The organism is Hoeflea algicola, from assembly GCF_026619415.1.
GTDB lineage: Bacteria > Pseudomonadota > Alphaproteobacteria > Rhizobiales > Rhizobiaceae > Hoeflea > Hoeflea algicola.
This window is the reverse complement of sequence record NZ_JAOVZR010000001.1, coordinates 1,222,692-1,239,999: the sequence shown is the minus strand read 5'-3', so window position 1 is coordinate 1,239,999 and position 17,308 is coordinate 1,222,692. Positions and strand designations below refer to the sequence as shown.

Below are 17,308 nucleotides of genomic sequence, written 5' to 3'. Positions count from 1 at the left end.
CGCACCGGAAACCAATCCGCAGTGCCGCACCAAGTGCCATTGTAACGCCTGTGCCGATTTGCGCCAAACACATCCTTTTGTTTACCTTAACCCGGTCCTAGCAAAGACAGGGCGTGGCGAAAAAACGCGGACGCTGGTCTTATTCCGCCGAAGAAGCCTCGACCACGGCCAGCGTCGCCATATTGACCACGCCGCGCGAGGTTACCGATGGCGACAGGATGTGGGCGGGCATGGCCGAACCGAGCAGGATCGGACCGACATGCAGGGCGTCGGTCAGGGTCTTGACCACTCCGAGCGAAATGTTGGCCGCATCCAGGTTGGGAAACACCAGCAGGTTGGCTTCGCCACTCAGCGTGCTGTCGGGCATCACCCGGCGGCGCAGCGCCTCGGAAATCGCGGAATCGGCATGCATTTCGCCATCTGCCTCAAGCTCCGGGGCAATCGAGCGGATGATTTCCATGGCCCTGCGCATCTTCAGGGCGCTCTCGGAATCGCGCGAACCGAAATTCGAGTGCGAGACCAGCGCCGCCTTCGGGTTGATGCCGAAGCGGCGGATTTCCTGGGCGGCCATGATTGTCGTTTCGGCAATCTCCTCGGCGCTGGGATCGAGTGACACATAGGTATCGGTGAAGAATGTGGCGCCACGCTGCGAGATCAGCAGGCTCAGGGCGGAAAAATCGAGCACGCCCTCGCGTTTGCCGATGATCTGGGAAACATCGCGCAGATGCTTGGAGTAGCGGCCTTCAAGACCGCAAATCAGGGCATCAGCTTCGCCGCGCCGCACAGACAGCGCACCGATGACGGTGGAATTGGTACGGATGATGGTGCGGGCAGCCTCGGGGATCACGCCCTTGCGGCCTACCAGCGCAAAATATTCGTCCACATAGTCGCGGAATCGCGGATCCTCTTCCGGGTTGGTAACGGCGAAGTCGACACCTGGCCTGATGCGCAAGCCGAACCGTTCCAGCCGGCTCTCGATGATGTTCGGGCGGCCGATCAGGATTGGTTCTGCAATGCCTTCCTCGAGCAGCACCTGAGCGGCGCGCAATACCCGTTCGTCCTCGCCTTCGGCAAACACGACGCGCTTCTTGGAGGCGACCTTGGCAGCCGTGAACAGCGGTTTCATGATCAAGCCGGAGCGGAACACGAAGCGGTTGAGCTGGTCGATATAGGCTTCGCGGTCGGCAATCGGCCGTCGCGCCACACCGGACTTTGCGGCGGCTTCGGCCACTGCCGGTGCGATCCGCAGGATCAGCCGCTGGTCAAACGGCGAGGGGATCAGGTATTCCGGTCCAAACACCGGGGTTTCGCCGGAATAGGCGCGGGCGGCGATATCGGACGGCTCTTCGCGCGCCAGCCCGGCGATGGCACGGACGGCGGCCATCTTCATTTCCTCGTTGATGGTGCGGGCGCCACAATCCAGTGCGCCCCGGAAGATGTAGGGGAAACACAGGACGTTGTTGACCTGGTTGGGGAAATCCGACCGGCCGGTGCAGATCATCGCATCCGGTCGTGCTGCCCGCGCCTCATCCGGCATGATCTCCGGCGAGGGGTTGGCGAGCGCCATGATCAGAGGCTTGTCGGCCATCTTGGCAAGCATGTCGGGCTTGAGCACGCCGGCGGCAGAGAGCCCGAGAAACACGTCGGCGCCGTCGATCGAATCGCGCAGCACCCGCTTGTCGCTGGTCTGTGCATAGATCGATTTCCACTTGTCCATCAGCACCTCGCGGCCCACATGGACGAGACCTTCGATGTCGTGGACCCAGATGTTCTCGCGCCGGGCGCCGAGTTCGACCAGCAGGTTGAGACAGGCGAGCGCTGCCGCGCCTGCACCGGAGGTAACGATCTTGGCGTCTTCGATCTTTTTGCCAGCCAGTTCCAGCCCGTTGAGAATGCATGCGGCGACTATGATGGCAGTGCCGTGCTGGTCGTCATGGAACACCGGAATGTCCATGATTTCGCGCAGCTGCTGCTCCACCTCGAAGCATTCCGGCGACTTGATGTCTTCCAGATTGATGCCGCCAAAGGTCGGCTCCAGCGCCGAAATCACGCTGACCATCCGGTCGACATCGGGGGCGTCGATCTCGATGTCGAAAACATCGATGTCGGCGAATTTCTTGAACAACACCGCCTTGCCTTCCATCACCGGCTTGGAGGCCAGTGGGCCGATATTGCCCAGTCCCAGCACTGCGGTGCCGTTGGAAACCACCGCCACCAGATTGGCGCGCGATGTGTAGGCTGCAGCAGCGTCGGGATCGTCGCGGATGGCAAGACATGGCGCGGCAACGCCGGGCGAATAGGCAAGCGCGAGGTCGCGCTGGTTGCCCAGCGGCTTGGTTGCCTGGATCTCCAGTTTACCGGGTCGCGGATAGCGATGGTAAAACAGCGCGTTCTCGTCGAGGTCGCCGCTGGTCGGTTTCGGGTCGTTGCCGCGCTTGGTTTCTTTGGAGGTCATCTGCAATTCTCTTCTCAAGGGGATAGGGTGTCTCAGGTCAATGGCCGGGCGAGGGCCGATCATCCCGGGTCGTGGTTGCGGCAGGCGGAGTTCTGGCGCACAGAAGCTGACCTCGCAGCACCTGGAGCGCTGTTGCAAACAAATCTCATGTCGGCTTCCCCCTCAACCAAACGCTCCCTATCTGGTTACACCCTAGTCCATGCCGGCATGGCTGGGAAATCCCGCAATAGCTGGTTTTGGCTCAAGCTGTTGCTTGCTATTCGGCAAAATCGGCCGGTTCCACAACAAAAGTTGATGGCGCTGGCTTGTGCCGGTAAACCGCGCAGCACTTATCCCCACAGTTCCGGTGTCGGCGGTGAAACCAGCGATCCGGCATAGGCAAGTCCGGGCGACCGATCGCGCGCCAACAGCAGCGGGCCATCAAGATCCACCCAGTCGGCATCCTGGGCTAGCAGCACCGCCGGCGCCATCGCCAGCGAGGTGCCCACCATGCAGCCGATCATCACTCCGAATCCGAGTTCGCGGGCGCGGTCACGCATCAGCAGCGCTTCGGTCAGCCCGCCGGTCTTGTCGAGCTTGATGTTGATGGCGTCATAGCGGTCGGAAAGCTTGGCGAGATCGGCCAAGGTGTGAACGCTTTCATCGGCGCAGATCGGCACCGGATGAGGGATGTGGGCGAGGATATCGTCCTTGCCGGCCGGCATCGGCTGCTCGATCAGCGAGATGTGCAGTTCCGCCGCCAGCAGCAGGTGTTCGCGGATGTTGCTTTCGTCCCAGCCTTCATTGGCATCGAGGATGATCTCGGCGCCGCGCGCGGCACTGACCACGGCATGCATGCGGGCTCGGTCATCTGAAGTGCCGACCTTGACCTTGAGAAGCTTCTGGGAGGAGTGGGCGCGGGCTTCGCTGGCCATGTCGGCTGGATCGCCGAGCGAGATAGTCACGGCGGTGGGTACCGGCCGAGGCAGAATGCGGCAGGCGCTGCTTGACACCCGAGTACCGGAGAGCTTGGCTTCCAGATCCCACATCGCGCAATCAATGGCGTTGCGCGCCGCGCCGGGCTTCATGGCCGTCTGCAGATCTTCGCGTGTCGCGCCATCGGCAATTGCCCCGGCATAGGCGTTGATAGCCTCGTGCACACCCTCGACCGTTTCACCATAGCGCTTGTAGGGCACGCATTCACCGCGTCCGACGGCACCGTTTTCGGTGATCGTGCAGGTCACTACATCGGCAGCGGTCTTGGCGCCGCGGGAGATGGTAAAGGCGCGGGCGAGCGGAAAACTGTCGATGGTGGCGGTAAGCTGTCTGGGCATTGTCGATAAGTCCGTGAATAAGGGTCGAAAGGCGTGCACACCGGGTCAAAACGAGGAGCTGTGCGGTGACAGTCATCGAGTGACCCGCTATGTGTTGGGCATGTTGACCGAACAGCCAAAAGATACAAGGGCAGATGTGCCTCCGCGACGCGGCAAGACCGCGTCGCCGCGCGTCGAACACAGGTCTGGGGCCGATGGCGACAGGCTGGTGCTGTCGGGCGACTGGCGGCACGCGGCGATTGCCGGCGTCTATGGCGAGATGATGGAAATCCAACACGCTCTGTCGGGCAAGCAGCTCGACATCGATGTGGCGGAGGTGAGCAATCTCGACACCGCCGGCGCCTGGCTTGTGCGCAAGGCAATCATCGCCGCCGAGGCCCGTGGCGCGACGGTCAGGATCGAGGGCGCGTCAGTGCCGATCGCCACGCTGATCGAGGCGATTGAAGCGCCGGCCAAGCGGACTGTGTCCAGTCTCGCGGCCAAACCGCCGTTGTTCGAGCGAATGTTTTCTCCGCTCGGCAAGGCGATGTACGAACTGTTTGACGATCTGGTCGCATCGATGTTCATCCTCGGCTCGGCGGTGCGCGGTGCGCAGCTCAAGCTCAACCGTTCGTCCGGCATTTCGCCAGCGGCGATTGTCACCCAGATGGATCATATGGGCGTGCGGGCGGTGCCGATCATCATGTTGATGAGCTATCTGATCGGCGCCATCATCGCTCAGCAGGGCGCGTTTCAGCTGCGCTATTTCGGTGCCGAGGTGTTTGTCGTCGACCTGGTTGGAATTCTGCAATTACGGGAAATCGGCGTGCTGCTGACGGCGATCATGATTGCCGGCCGCTCGGGCAGCGCGATCACCGCCGAGATCGGCTCGATGAAAATGCGCGAGGAAGTCGACGCGCTGAAGGTGATGGGCCTGAACCCGATTGGCGTGCTGGTGTTCCCAAGGCTGGTGGCGCTCACGGTAGTGTTGCCGCTGCTGACGGTGGTTGCCAATTTCGCGGCGCTGGGCGGGGCCGCGACGGTGGCGTGGAGCTATTCGGGGATCACGCCGGATGTGTTTATCGGCCGTCTGCGCGAAGCCATCGACATGTCGACCGTGACCTCGGGCATGATCAAGGCGCCGTTCATGGCGCTGATCATCGGCATCGTCGCGGCAGTCGAAGGCATGAAGGTTGGCGGCAGCGCGGAATCGCTGGGTCGCCGGGTGACGGCATCGGTGGTCAAATCGATCTTCGTGGTGATTCTCGTCGACGGGTTGTTCGCCATGTTCTACGCGGCGATTGATTTTGAGGCGGGACCGGATGAACCAGCAAACGCCCAGTATAGACGGCGAACACGGCCCGGCGGACGAACGCGAGGTGGTGTTGTCCGTGCGCGATGTGCATGTCGCATTTGGCAGCAATGTGGTGCTGGATAAGCTTGATCTGGATGTCTATCGTGGCGAGATCCTGGGGTTCGTTGGCGGTTCGGGCACCGGCAAATCCGTGTTGATGCGCGCAATTCTGCGGTTGCTGCCGCGTCAGAAGGGTGAAATTCGACTGCTTGGCGCCGATTACGACAAGGTCGACGAGGCAACCCGGGTCGAGCTCGACATGCGGCTGGGCGTGCTGTTTCAGCACGGGGCGCTGTTTTCGGCGCTCACCGTGCGGGAAAACATCCAGGTGCCGATGCGCGAATATCTCGATCTTCCCAAGGTGCTGATGGACGAACTGGCAGAGCTCAAGGTGGAGATGGTCGGACTGGCGCCGGATGCGATCGACAAATACCCCTCCGAACTGTCAGGCGGGATGATCAAGCGGGCGGCGCTGGCGCGGGCATTGGCCCTTGATCCGGACCTGGTGTTCCTTGACGAGCCAACCTCCGGTCTCGACCCGATCGGCGCTGCCGAGTTCGATGAATTGATCGCCCGACTGCGAGATACCATGGGACTGACCGTCTACATGGTCACGCATGATCTGGACAGTCTGTTCTCGGTCTGCGACCGTATCGCGGTGCTGGGAAACAAGCATGTGCTGGTGAATGGAACGGTTGAGGACATGCTTTCGTTTGACGATCCGTGGGTACAGTCCTATTTCCGTGGCAAGCGGGCGCGGATGATCCCGGACCGGTTACCTGCAAGCAGAACTACGCCGCAGCAAGCTGGCAGCCAGAAAAGCGAAGCGACGTAATGGAAACGCGTGCAAATTATGCCATCGTCGGCTTCTTCACCCTGCTGGTGATGCTTTCGGCCTTCGGATTTGTCTACTGGATGGCGCGCTATGGCACCACCGGCGAGACGACCCAGTTGATCGTCCGCATTCCGGGCTCGGCCAACGGGTTGTCAGTGGGCTCGCCCTTGCGGTTCAACGGCATCCCCTATGGCGTGATCCGGCGGATCAGCATCGATCCCGCGAGCCCGAATTTCGTGATTGCCGAAACCGATGTGCGCACTGATGCGCCGATCTACACCGACACCCGCGCTGCGCTCGAAATTCAGGGGCTGACCGGTTCGGCCTATATCGAATTGCAGGGAGGCACGCCCACCAACCCGAATATCCTGCTGCAGGCGCTCGAAGCGGAGAAGGTGGCGGTAATTGAAGCCGACCCCTCCGGTGTGACCAATCTTCTGGCCACCGCTGACGAGATTCTCAACCGGGCCAACCGGGTGATCGGCCAGGTCGAAGGCTTCATTTCCGATGCCCGCTCGCCGCTGACCCAGACACTGAAGAACGCCGAAGCCTTTACGGGCGCCTTGCGCGACAATGCGGATGGCATCGACCAATTCCTCAAAAGCGTATCGAGCCTGTCGGGAACAGTGCAATCGCTATCGACCAGGCTTGAGGGCACGCTCGGTTCGGTCGACCGGCTGGTCAATGCCGTCGACCCGGAGAAAGTTGGCAACATCGTCACCTCGATCGACAAGGTGGCTGGCGACATCGCCGCGTCATCGGGTGATATCACCAAGACGCTCGAGAGTTTCAGGATCGCCGCGGAATCGCTGCAGAGCTTTGCCGCCGACGCGGGAGCGTCGCTGGAGAAGGTCGACAAGCTGGTGGCCGGGGTCGACCCCGCCAAGGTCGGTCAAACAGTGGACGACATTGCCGCGGCCAGCGCCGATGCACGCAAGGCACTTGCCGATGCGCGTGGCGTCGCCGAAACATTTTCGGCACGACGTGAAGACTTTGACGTGATCATCACCGATGTGCAGCAGATGAGCGGTCGCCTGAACGCCGCATCGGTGCGGGTCGACGGAGTTCTGGCCAAGCTTGACGGGTTCCTTGGCGAAGGCGACGCTTCGTCGCTGCTTGCCGACGCGGAAGCGACGTTGAAATCATTTCGCGATGTCGCCAATTCACTCAATGCCCGGATCGGGCCGATTGCCGACAATCTGCAACGGTTTTCAGGCTCCGGCCTGCGCAACGTCGAGGCGCTGGTCAATGACGCACGACGCTCGATCGAGCGCATCGAGCGATCGATTTCCAGCATCGAACAGGACCCGCAGCGGCTGATTTTTGGCGGAGATAGCGTCAAGCAATATGATGGACGGACGCGGCGTTGACTCTGGGGCGGATGCATCGCAAGACAAAGGTTAATGATTTCGAAAGATGCCGGATGGTGTCGGAGCGTGGAGTACGCGTGAAAATGGGTGGGCGGATTGCTGCAATCGCCATGTTGTCGGTTTTGACCGGCTGTGCCGGCGGGCTTGGCAAAGCCACGCCGCCCGACACCTATGGCCTTTCCGAGGCGCCACAGGTGAGCGGGCAGGTGGCCCGCAACCGGCAGATCCTGATCACCGAACCGACTGCGCTGAAAGCGCTCGATAGCGAGCAGATCGTGATCCGGCCATCGGCCTCGTCGATCCAGTATCTGGCCGATCTCGAAATGGTCGGACCGGTTGCCGAAGATCGTCCAGGACAAGCTGGTGCAGGCGTTCGAGAACACCGGCCGCGTTGGCGGCGTCGGCCGTCCGGGTGACGGACTGGCGATCGACTTCAAGGTACTGACGGCCATTCGCGCCTTCGAGATCAAGGCCGATGCCGGCGAGCAGGCGGTGGTGGAACTGTCGGTGAAGGTTCTCAACGACCGCAATGGCGTCGTCATCGCCTCGAAGGTGTTCCGTGCAACATCGGCGGTAACGGGACGTGGCAATGCCGCATATGTGCAGTCGCTGGACCGTGCTTTCGAACAGGTGGTCGAGGAAATGGTCGCCTGGACGCTGGCGCGGATCTGACGCGGGTTCCGTTCCTACGCCGGAATTTGTGACGCGTGTTGTGCCTTGCGGCAAAGAACGTTCAACGACCGCGCCACCGATAATACGTGACGGGATGCCCGGAACCTGGATGCCGAGCTTCGCGGAAGGCTCTCAATCCTTCGCGCTCATAAAACCGGCGAGCACGCGAATTTTCTGATGTGGTATAAAGTTCAAAGCCTGCTGGAATGACCGCCTTGGCGTGGTCGAGCAACCGCTTTCCAACGCCCGCTCCGATCTGGTCGGGCCATAGGAACAGTTCCGCGAGAATACGTTCCCTGGGCTTCAGGGCAACAAAGCCGACAATTGTGTGATCGACATGCGCAACGGTCACTTGCCAGCCGGCAGCCAACTCCTGATCCACCCGGTTCCGCAATTCGGCAAGGGTTGGCATGATCGGCGGCCCGACATTCGGAAGGCTTGCGCTGGTGTGCCAGATTTCGGCGATCCGGCTGGGATCGTCGTCTTTCGCGGGGCGGAGTTGGACTGTCGTCATCAATATGTTCCGTTGAGCGCTCCACCACATTGGCCACGACGAATTTGGCAGAATTGAAGCGCTGCGTTAGCGGCAGGTCGGAACATCATTGCGTCGATCTTCATCCACGCACCGCCTGGGCAGGGATGACGGCATGTGCCGCGCGTTGTCGGACGGGGGAGTAGCGGGAATTATACCGGACGGGCGGCATCAAAATTTGGGCCTGAAAATGATCAACCCCGCACGGGGCGGGGTTGATCATTTAATCGGCTGGTGTTGCGGTTTTAGTCGCGATCGAAACGACCGCTGGCGTGGGCCAGCATGGTGTAGACCTTGCCGGTATCCGAGGTCAGATAGGTCTGCGTCATCATGTTGTCGCGGTCGTTGCGGGCAACATCGCTCAGCAGCTTTTCGAAATCGGTGATGTAGCGGTCGACGGCTGCGCGGAATTCCGGCTCGCGACCATACTTGTTCTTGATCTCGTCGAAGGTCTGCTGACCCTTGAGTGTGTAGAGCCGGCGGGTGAAAACATCGCGCTCGCCGCGCTGATAGCGCCGCCACAGGTCCACCGATGCGTCGTGGTCGATGGCGCGGGCGATGTCGACCGACAGCGAGTTGAGCGATTCAACCACATGACGCGGGTTGCGCTCAGGCGTCGTTGGCTTGGCTGCGGGACGGGCGGCGGCCTGTTCCTCGCGCGATGCACCACGCAGGAGATCGCTGACCCAACCATCACTCTTGGCCGGTGGGGCTGTGGGGGTTGCTGGTTCGATGCTGCCGCGCAATGGTGCGCGCTGGGCAACAGCAGCCGGGGCACGGGGAGCGGGGGCCGGCTGTGGCCGGGGCGCAGCGGCCCGCGGAGCAGCGTGGGAAGCCGATGCCGCTACCTGGCGTGGCGCTTCGCTGACTTCGCCGCGTTGGCTCGACTGACCGACGATCTGAGAGAGTTCCTGCAGCGCCTTGATCTGGTCGGCGACCGCGCGGCGCATGGCGGCGGCACTCTCGCGGGTTTCTTCGGGCAGGTCGAAGGCGCCGCGCTTGAGCTCGCTGCGGGTTTCTTCGAGTTCGCGTTTGATCACCGAGGCCGACTGGCGCATTTCGTCGGTGGCGCCGGAGAAGCGGCTGATTGCTTCCTCGATTGCCGCGCGCATGCTTTCGCTCATGGTCCCGGCGGCGGTCTGGGCACGCCGTTCGGATTCGCCGAGCAACTTGCCGGCTTCGTCGACCGCTTCGCGCACGCCGTCACGCACGGAGCCGGCCAATGTCTGGGCGCGGCTTTCGGTCTGGCCGAGCAGCTTGCCCGCATCCTCGACGGCTTCACGCATGCTCACGCGCATCACGCCGGCTGCGGTATGGGCGCGGCTTTCGGTTTCGCCGAGCAGCTTGCCCGCGTCCTCGGCGGCTTCGCGCATGCTCTCGCGCATCACGCCGGCTGCGGAATTGGCCCGGCTCTCGGTCTCGCCGAGCAGTTTGTTGGCGTTTTCAGCTGCCGAGCGCAGTCCGCCTTCGAGCCGGCTGGCGGCGCGCTGGGACAATTCATCTGCACCCTCGAATGCCTTTTCGACAATGCCTTCGAGCGACCGCATGGTCTCCTCGATCTGTTCGGACCGGTTGACCAGCCCCACCGACAGCGCCTGCAGCGCCTCGCGACGTTCTTCCAGTGTCGTGGCCAGATTGGACTGGGCCGCGCCGAGAAGGTCGGAGGCCGAGGCAAGCACCTTGGAGTGATCGTCGAAGCGACCAGCGATGGCGCCAACCTGGTTGAGCGTGCGGCCAGAGATTTCGGTCAGGCGTTCGACCTTGCCGTCGAGCAGACGGGCCGATCCGGACAGCATATCGGCAGCCTTTTCGGTTGATGCCGAAAATTCGCCGGAGGTCTCGGTCAGCCGCTCGTTGGCCGCGCCGAGTGTCGAGGCGGCCTGGTCGATGACGCTGGAAATTTCGCGGTTGCTGACGCCCAGACGCTCGATCAATTCGCCAACATTGCCGCTCAGGCTCTGGTTGACGTTCTCGAGAGCTGACAACGTCTCGCTGGTGCGGTTGGTGATGGCGTTGATTAGCGCCGCGTTTTCGGCCCGCAGGCGGTCTGTCGAGTTCTGGGTGACCTCGGTCAGGCGGGTGGCGAATTCCTCGCCGCTGGCGGCGTATTGCTCGACCAGCGGGCGCGCCTGCTCGTCAATGACCCGTGACAGTTCAGCCGAACGGCTGGCGAGCATCGAATTGAGCTCCCGGGTGCGCTCATCGAGGGTGGAGTGAACTGCGGTGGCACGGGTATCCATGGCCTGTTCGGCATCGATCAACCGCTGCACGATGGCCGAGGCCTTCTGATCCAGGGCGTCGCCGACAGAGCCAGTGCGCGAGACCAGTGCCTCGCCGGTTTCGGCGAGCCGGGCGCTGATCGCGCTGGCCTTGCTGTCCAACGTCGACACAAGGGTCTCGGTGGTCTGGTTGATGCGACCGGTGATGTCCTGGGTCTTGCCGTCGAGCGTTGTGACCAGGTGTTCGGCGGTTTCGCCGATGCGGTTCGAAATCGCGCCGGTTTCGGCTTCAAGGCGCGCAGCCAGGGCTGCGGTCTGGTCGGCGAAACGGGCTTCGGTCGCATCCAGCGTGCTGGAAATCGCGTTGGCCTGATTGCCCACGGTCTGGCCGACGCGTTCGATCAGGTCACCGATGCGGCTGGCTTCGCTGCTCAGGTCGCCGGCGCTCACGGCTATGCGGCCAGCGATGTTTTCGGCGTGCGCGGCGAGATCGGCGGTGCGCTCCTCGACATGGCTGTCGAGCCGGCGGGCGAATTCGCGGGCCTGCTCGTCCATCCGGCCGGCAAAGCCGGTGCCGACAGACTGCAGGGTGTCGCTGGCCTTGAGCGCTTCGGCGTCCAGTCCGACAGCCGCATCGGCCACAGCCTCACGCAGCTTGGCGGCAAGCCCGGTTGCCTTGCCTTCGATGGTCTTGGAGACCGAATCGAGCCCGATGCCGAGCATGTTGTTCATGGTCGCCAGTCGCTCGTCGATGCGTCCGGTTCCCTTGGTGAAGGTGGTTTCGACCTGATCGACCGCGGTTTGGGTTAGTTCGGAGAAACGGGTGCCTTCGACATCGAGCGTCGCAGAAAGCCGTTCGGACGCATCTGCAAGGCTCGCGCGGATGCCGTCGGTGCGGGCGGCGAGGCGACTGTCAATGGCATCGGCACTTTCCGAAATGCCGCCAAACAGAGCCTGCGAGCGCTCGTTGAGGCTGCTGTCGATCCGCTCCGCACCGGCCGATACGGCGGCTTCGAAGTCGCCGATCCGCGAGCCGATGCTGGAGACGATCTCCGAGAGCTTCTGGTTCATGCTCGCATCAAGATGTTGAGCGTTGGCTGACAGTGCATTCTCGAGATCAGCAACCTTGGCCGCAAGTCCGGATACAATGCCCGCGGATTTGTCGGTGAGGCTCGAATCGATGCGTTCGGCATTGGTCGAGAGTGCATGCTCGAGTTCGGCCACCTTTGCAGCCAGACCGGAGATGATGATGGCTGATTTTTCGCCGATGCTGGCATCGATGCGCTCGGCGTTGGCCGATAGCATGTTTTCGAGTTCTGCCACCTTGGCAGTCAGACCAGAGACCATGGTCGTTGATTTTTCGCCGATGCTCGTATCAATACGCTCGGCATTGGCCGACAGCGTGTTTTCGAGTTCGGCCACCTTGGCAGCCAGACCGGAGACCATGGCAGTTGATTTTTCGTTGATGCTGGTATCGATGCGTTCGGCACCGACAGCGAGCGCGGTGCTGATGGCTTCGGCACGATCGGCGAGGGACGTCTCGATACGCTCGGCCGCCGATGAGGTCGACGTTTCGAGCCTTGCCGCGCCTGTTCCCAGCGTCGTTTCCAAAGCCTGGCTGCGATCGGTAAGGGTGGCGCCGATGCGCTCGAGGCTTGCCGAGAGAATGCCGTCCATGGCGGAAGCGCCGCCGTTGAGCGACTCGTTGATCCGGGCCAGACTGTCGGACAATTTGCCGTCGAGACTGCCGGCGCGGCTGTCGAAAGCGGAGGTGAATTCGGCAACACGCTCGTCGAAGGCAGCGGTGAGGCGGCCAACGGAGGATTCGAGCTTTTCTTCGAAAAAGCCGGACCGCAGGTCGAGATCCATGACCGCGTCGTCGGCGCTAGACTTGAGGGCCTGACGGAAGGACGCGCCTTTTTCATCAAGCGAGGCGTTAAGTGTGGCGAGGGTTTCGTCGAGTCCGACCGAAATGGCCTGCTGGCCGATCTGCAGGCTTTCCGAGATTTCGCGGGTGCGGGCAATCAGTGTTTCGTTGAGCTGGCGCGCGCGTTCGCCTAGCGCTGCGTTTAGCTTTTCGGTGTTGGCGTCGAGAGTGGAGGCGCGGGTCTCGAATTCGGACAGCAATGCCTTGCCGCGCTGGTTGAGCTGCACATTGAGCATTTCCAGACGGGTATCGAATTCGTCGGTCAGCTCGCCGCCCGAGGTCTTGAGCGCAGTGACCAGTGCATTGGTGCGACCGGCCAGCAGGGTTTCCAGCTCACGGCTGGTTTCCACCGTGCGCTCCTGCAGATTGGCGGCGCGGGTGTCCATCAACTGGGCGACGGCTTCACCGGAAGTCGAAATCCGTGTGGCGATTTCCTCGCTGGCGGTGGTCAGTTCTTCCTTGAGCTGCTCATGAGCGCCAGCGATCGAGGCGCGGATGCGTTCGGCGTGGTTGACGATGGCATCGCGCTCGGAGCCAAGTTCATGGACCAGGCCACGGACGCGCATTTCATTGTCGGTGTAGCTGCGTTCGAGTGCATTGACTTCCGAATGGACAAGGGTCTCGAGTTCCGAGGCGCGTGCGATGGTTCGCTCGATGCCTTCGTTCATGGCCGAAACTTCGCGGCGGACAGCCTGGCCGACGGTGAGAATGCGATCGCCGGCGATGTTCTCCGGCTCGGCCAGGCGCAAGGCGACCTCGGCCATCGAGCGGGCGGCCGAGCGCATTTCGCGGGCGCGGGCCATCATGATGGAGAAGGCAAAGAAGATCAGCACCGGCACCAGAATGGCGACCGCGAAGCCGATCGCTGCCGGCATGGCCAGAAGATCGTTGAGCGAGCGGATCTGCCAGATTTCCGGCGCGTAGAGCAAATTGGCGAGGCCAAGCACACCGATGGTCCAGATCACCGAGATGATGCTGGCGTTGCGGATTGCTCCGCGGCTTGAACGGATTTCGAGTGCGCGCAGCAGGCCTGCGGTGGTCTTGCGGCTGTCGTCATTGGCCGGCGCCATCGGGCCAGCCGGCGTAAATGGTGGTGGTGATGTGCGCGGCGCAGTGCTTTCGCCGGGGCCGGATCTGCCCGCGGCCGGGCCGGGTTTGGCAGCGGCGGCGGTCACCGGCTCATGCGCGTTCTTCAGCTCCTTGGCGGCGCTGGAGACCTTGTCTTCCAGTTCATCGAGCGAAATTTCATCGAGCGGCCCCAACGAGTCATCATCAAGGTCGATCTTGAGTGCGTCCTCGAGCGCTTCGAATGTCTGTTCGTCAATGCTTTTGTCCGCTGGTTTCTTACTCATGCTACTCAAGCCTCGTTACTCGAAAGAGGTTTCTTGTCTCGGCCCGCCGGAGCCGTGTGTGCGAAAAAGGGCCCCGCCAACTTGTGGCCTATATAGGGTCATCAAGCCGGTATGGCCCGTTTCCGGACCGCTAAACCTCCAATTTAGTGACACACACGGGGGGATTTAACAATTGAAACCGATGGTTCGCCTTCAACGTCCACCGGTTTTTGGGGAGTGGCTGTGTCGGATGGGGACACAAATGCCAATGAAACGCCACATTTACGGGGCGTTAACCATTCCGGCAAGTTTCACTGTTAACCAGCGACGCATGTTTACCCGATCATCAGTAAATGGCGCGACACTTGCAGACAGCATTCTCCGAGCAAAGGAAACAGGCCATGGCGGCGCTCAGTATTGCATTCGAAGCCCCCGAAACCGGCCAGCAGCCGCGCCCCTCCGGTGGACGGCCCATTGATCTGGTGCATCTGGCGCGGCAAACCGGCGGCGACAAGACTCTGGAATCCGATGTGCTGGCGCTGTTTGCGCGTCAGGCCCGTATGGCGGTCGCGCACCTGGGCGAACTCGATGCCCGCGCCCGCGTCAATCTCGCGCATAAAATGGGCGGAGCCGCGAAAGGGGTGGGGGCTTTTGAAGTCGCCCGATGTGCGGCAACACTCGAGTCCCAGCCCGGCAGCCCGGCTGCTGTTACCGCTTTCACCAAGGCCGTGGTCGACGCCGACACGTTCATCGCTGGTTTGATGCGTTAATTTTCCAGGTTTTCGGCCCAAAAGGCGTCAAATTGAAAAACCATGCTGCGAAGCGCTGTCGCAGCGTGGTTTTCATTCTTGCCTCACGCAGTCCAGCGTGTATGAAAAGCCTCATTCCCCAATGCATGTCGCGTTCAAGTGGATTTGTTTGACCGACAACGTACATGTATTAGTTCAAGCTGTTTCAGCGTTTCTTGCGCATCCAACGGGAGGCGCGGCGCTGTAGTAACCGTAACAGAGGCCGTAATGACCAAGATTTCCGTTGTCGCTTTTGACGGCACGCGTTTTGATATCGACGCCGAGAACGGCTCGACCGTGATGGAAAATGCGATCCGCAATTCCGTCCCGGGAATTGAAGCCGAGTGCGGCGGTGCCTGCGCCTGCGCTACTTGCCATGTGTATGTTGACGAGCAATGGGCTGAAAAAGTCGGCTCGCCTGAAGCGATGGAAGAGGACATGCTCGACTTCGCATTCGACGTGCGCCCCACTTCGCGGCTGTCTTGCCAGATCAAGGTTCGCAAAGAGCTTGATGGACTGGTGGTGCATGTGCCCGAGCGGCAGGCCTGATTTTCCTCTTTTCTGCGGATAGTGTTGATGTCTACTCCCATTGAAACCGATGTCGTAATCGTTGGCGCCGGCCCGGTCGGCCTGTTTGCCGTGTTCGAACTGGGTCTTTACGATCTCAAATGCCACCTGATCGACATTCTCGATCGACCGGGCGGCCAGTGCGCGGAACTTTATCCGGAAAAGCCGATCTATGACATTCCGGCCTGGCCGGAGATTACCGGGCAGGCCTTGGTCGACCGCTTGATGGAGCAGATCGCGCCGTTTTCACCGGAATTCCACTTCAATAGGATGGTTGCCGGCTTTCGCAAGCTCGATAACGGCCGTTTCGAAGTGGAAACCGACGAGGGCGAATTGTTTCATGCCCATGCCGTGGTGATCGCTGCTGGCGGTGGGTCGTTCCAGCCCAAGCGACCGCCGGTTCCCGGCATCGAAGCCTATGAAGACAAGAGCGTGTTCTACTCGGTACGGCGGATGGAAGAGTTTCGCGACCGGGACCTGCTGATTGTCGGAGGCGGCGATTCCGCGCTCGACTGGACACTCAATCTACAGTCCGTGGCAAAATCTGTGACGCTGGTGCACCGCAGGCCGGATTTCCGCGCGGCACCCGACAGTGTCAACAAGATGCTGGCGTTGCGCGACGAGGGCAAGATCGATTTCAAGGTGGGGCAGGTGACCGGCCTGAAGGGCGATGATGGTCAAGTGACTGCGGCGACCCTGAAGGGCCCGGACGGTCTGTTCGAGATCGCCTGTGATCGTATGCTGCCATTCTTCGGCCTGACCATGAAGCTTGGTCCGATCGCAGATTGGGGCCTCAATCTGCATGAAAACCTGATCAAGGTTGATACCGAAACCTTCGAGACAAACTTGCCCGGCGTGTACGCCATCGGCGATATCAACTGGTATCCAGGCAAGCTCAAGCTGATCCTGTCGGGTTTCCACGAGGCAGCGTTGATGACCCAGGCGGTCAAGCGGCGCGCACACCCCGACCAGAAGCTGGTGTTCCAGTACACCACCTCATCAACCAGTCTGCAGAAGAAGCTCGGGGTTCAGTAACTTCCGACCGGATGCCGAAGTTTGCCGCGTATCACCGGGGCCCAAAAAAGGGCCTCGCTATCCCGGGTAAGGGAAAGCGAGGCCAATGGGCACGCCGGAAAACCACATCCGATGAGGGAGGAGCATCGGCAAGTCTTCGCGTACCGGAAAGACCGTTTCGAATCACCATGACTGTCCCTTGCACTAGATTTAACCAGCGCAAGCCTGCGTGAATATTGCGAGGAAGCCCCCGTGTGAATTGAGGGGTCAGCCGTTATTCAAGATGAACGGCAAGCTTATTAAACGTGGTGGTCCACTTTATTTGACGACTACCCGCCATTTTTTTGTTGTTGAGCCTTATACCTGAGCATTCTGCTCATTCTCCGCTCGAAGCTTACTGCCTCGACCCGGTCAAACCGTTGCTGGTCGGCGGCGTGCTTGTCGACGATGGCCTTGGTCTTGGCGTCGACACGGGCTGCCATCTTCTTGCAGTCGGATTGCGGACGTAGGGTCTCCAGCGCTCTTTCGAGTTTGCGGGCCCATTGCCGGGCGATTTCGGCGTGACGCTCCTCATGGCGCTTGATGTCGGAGGACAGCGTGTCCCAGATCAGAACGGTGTTGCGGTTGGCGCGGCTGCGGTTGGTCCAGCGGGGCAAGGTCAGATGGGTTTCGAGCTCGACCACAGCATCCTTGACCCTGCAGGAGCTGCCCGAAGCCTGATAGGTGACCGAACCGCCCATCTTGATCCTGGTGGCGCCCGAGTGGCGGGTGCCGGTATCGGACACTTGCGGGCCGTGCTCGGCCAGTTCAGCCTCCAGCTCTTCGGCGGTGTGACCGCCAACGTTGAAGTAGGAATAGCTCTTCTTGATCACTGGCTCGGCATGCGCCGAAGGTGCGGTGAGGCACAGGATGAGCGCCGAAACAGCGAAACGGACGGGGCGCATCAAAAACT

The 17,308-nt window shown here is 61.5% G+C and carries 10 protein-coding genes and 2 pseudogenes; 7 read left to right on the top strand and 5 right to left on the bottom strand.

Annotated elements, in window-relative coordinates:
* Positions 1–139: 139 nt before the first annotated feature.
* Positions 140–2,455: an NADP-dependent malic enzyme gene (locus tag OEG84_RS06150; protein ID WP_267652905.1), complete on the bottom strand. Its 2,316-nt coding sequence runs from the start codon at positions 2,453–2,455 to the stop codon at positions 140–142.
* Between the two features lie 329 nt (positions 2,456–2,784).
* Positions 2,785–3,768: an N-acetyl-D-Glu racemase DgcA gene (gene dgcA, locus OEG84_RS06145; protein WP_267652904.1), complete on the bottom strand. Its 984-nt coding sequence runs from the start codon at positions 3,766–3,768 to the stop codon at positions 2,785–2,787.
* A gap of 100 nt (positions 3,769–3,868) precedes the next feature.
* Between dgcA and OEG84_RS06140 the strand changes: the two are divergent.
* The 4 genes and pseudogenes from OEG84_RS06140 to OEG84_RS06125 form a co-directional block, all read left to right on the top strand.
* Positions 3,869–5,056, top strand: a pseudogene (locus OEG84_RS06140) (MlaE family lipid ABC transporter permease subunit); the annotation flags it as partial.
* Positions 5,057–5,069: 13 nt separating this feature from the next.
* On the top strand, positions 5,070–5,936 hold the full coding sequence (locus OEG84_RS06135) for an ABC transporter ATP-binding protein (protein ID WP_267652903.1): 867 nt from the start codon (positions 5,070–5,072) through the stop codon (positions 5,934–5,936).
* Positions 5,936–7,306 (top strand): MlaD family protein, encoded by a 1,371-nt coding sequence (locus tag OEG84_RS06130; protein WP_267652902.1) that lies wholly within the window; start codon positions 5,936–5,938, stop codon positions 7,304–7,306. The genes OEG84_RS06135 and OEG84_RS06130 overlap by 1 nt, the downstream gene beginning before the upstream one ends.
* An 83-nt stretch (positions 7,307–7,389) precedes the next feature.
* Positions 7,390–7,978, top strand: a pseudogene (locus OEG84_RS06125) (ABC-type transport auxiliary lipoprotein family protein).
* Between the two features lie 61 nt (positions 7,979–8,039).
* Here the strand turns inward: OEG84_RS06125 and OEG84_RS06120 are convergent.
* Positions 8,040–8,390 (bottom strand): GNAT family N-acetyltransferase, encoded by a 351-nt coding sequence (locus OEG84_RS06120; RefSeq protein ID WP_267652901.1) that lies wholly within the window; start codon positions 8,388–8,390, stop codon positions 8,040–8,042.
* Between the two features lie 365 nt (positions 8,391–8,755).
* On the bottom strand, positions 8,756–14,008 hold the full coding sequence (locus tag OEG84_RS06115; RefSeq protein ID WP_267652900.1) for an apolipoprotein A-IV repeat region-like domain-containing protein: 5,253 nt from the start codon (positions 14,006–14,008) through the stop codon (positions 8,756–8,758).
* A gap of 380 nt (positions 14,009–14,388) precedes the next feature.
* Here OEG84_RS06115 and OEG84_RS06110 point away from each other — a divergent pair, with 380 nt between their 5' ends.
* From OEG84_RS06110 to OEG84_RS06100, 3 genes are all read left to right on the top strand, one after another.
* Positions 14,389–14,757, top strand: a complete 369-nt coding sequence (locus OEG84_RS06110) for an Hpt domain-containing protein (protein WP_267652899.1) — start codon at positions 14,389–14,391, stop codon at positions 14,755–14,757.
* Between the two features lie 246 nt (positions 14,758–15,003).
* Positions 15,004–15,324, top strand: a complete 321-nt coding sequence (locus tag OEG84_RS06105; RefSeq protein ID WP_267652898.1) for a 2Fe-2S iron-sulfur cluster-binding protein — start codon at positions 15,004–15,006, stop codon at positions 15,322–15,324.
* A gap of 27 nt (positions 15,325–15,351) precedes the next feature.
* On the top strand, positions 15,352–16,377 hold the full coding sequence (locus tag OEG84_RS06100) for an NAD(P)/FAD-dependent oxidoreductase (RefSeq protein ID WP_267652897.1): 1,026 nt from the start codon (positions 15,352–15,354) through the stop codon (positions 16,375–16,377).
* Positions 16,378–16,685: 308 nt separating this feature from the next.
* On the opposite strand, the gene OEG84_RS06095 is transcribed toward OEG84_RS06100, so the two are convergent.
* Entirely contained in the window at positions 16,686–17,300 is a 615-nt protein-coding gene (locus OEG84_RS06095; RefSeq protein WP_267652896.1) for a DUF922 domain-containing Zn-dependent protease, read from the bottom strand.
* Between the last annotated feature and the right edge of the window lie 8 nt (positions 17,301–17,308).

What these genes read in the sequence shown, in the direction of transcription:
- OEG84_RS06150 (WP_267652905.1), bottom strand. Translation starts at nt 2,455, where the DNA reads ATGACCTCCAAAGAAACCAAGCGCGGCAACGACCCGAAACCGACCAGC.
- dgcA (WP_267652904.1), bottom strand. Translation starts at nt 3,768, where the DNA reads ATGCCCAGACAGCTTACCGCCACCATCGACAGTTTTCCGCTCGCCCGC.
- OEG84_RS06135 (WP_267652903.1), top strand. Translation starts at nt 5,070, where the DNA reads ATGAACCAGCAAACGCCCAGTATAGACGGCGAACACGGCCCGGCGGAC.
- OEG84_RS06130 (WP_267652902.1), top strand. Translation starts at nt 5,936, where the DNA reads ATGGAAACGCGTGCAAATTATGCCATCGTCGGCTTCTTCACCCTGCTG.
- OEG84_RS06120 (WP_267652901.1), bottom strand. Translation starts at nt 8,390, where the DNA reads ATGCCAACCCTTGCCGAATTGCGGAACCGGGTGGATCAGGAGTTGGCT.
- OEG84_RS06115 (WP_267652900.1), bottom strand. Translation starts at nt 14,008, where the DNA reads ATGAGTAAGAAACCAGCGGACAAAAGCATTGACGAACAGACATTCGAA.
- OEG84_RS06110 (WP_267652899.1), top strand. Translation starts at nt 14,389, where the DNA reads ATGGCGGCGCTCAGTATTGCATTCGAAGCCCCCGAAACCGGCCAGCAG.
- OEG84_RS06105 (WP_267652898.1), top strand. Translation starts at nt 15,004, where the DNA reads ATGACCAAGATTTCCGTTGTCGCTTTTGACGGCACGCGTTTTGATATC.
- OEG84_RS06100 (WP_267652897.1), top strand. Translation starts at nt 15,352, where the DNA reads ATGTCTACTCCCATTGAAACCGATGTCGTAATCGTTGGCGCCGGCCCG.
- OEG84_RS06095 (WP_267652896.1), bottom strand. Translation starts at nt 17,300, where the DNA reads ATGCGCCCCGTCCGTTTCGCTGTTTCGGCGCTCATCCTGTGCCTCACC.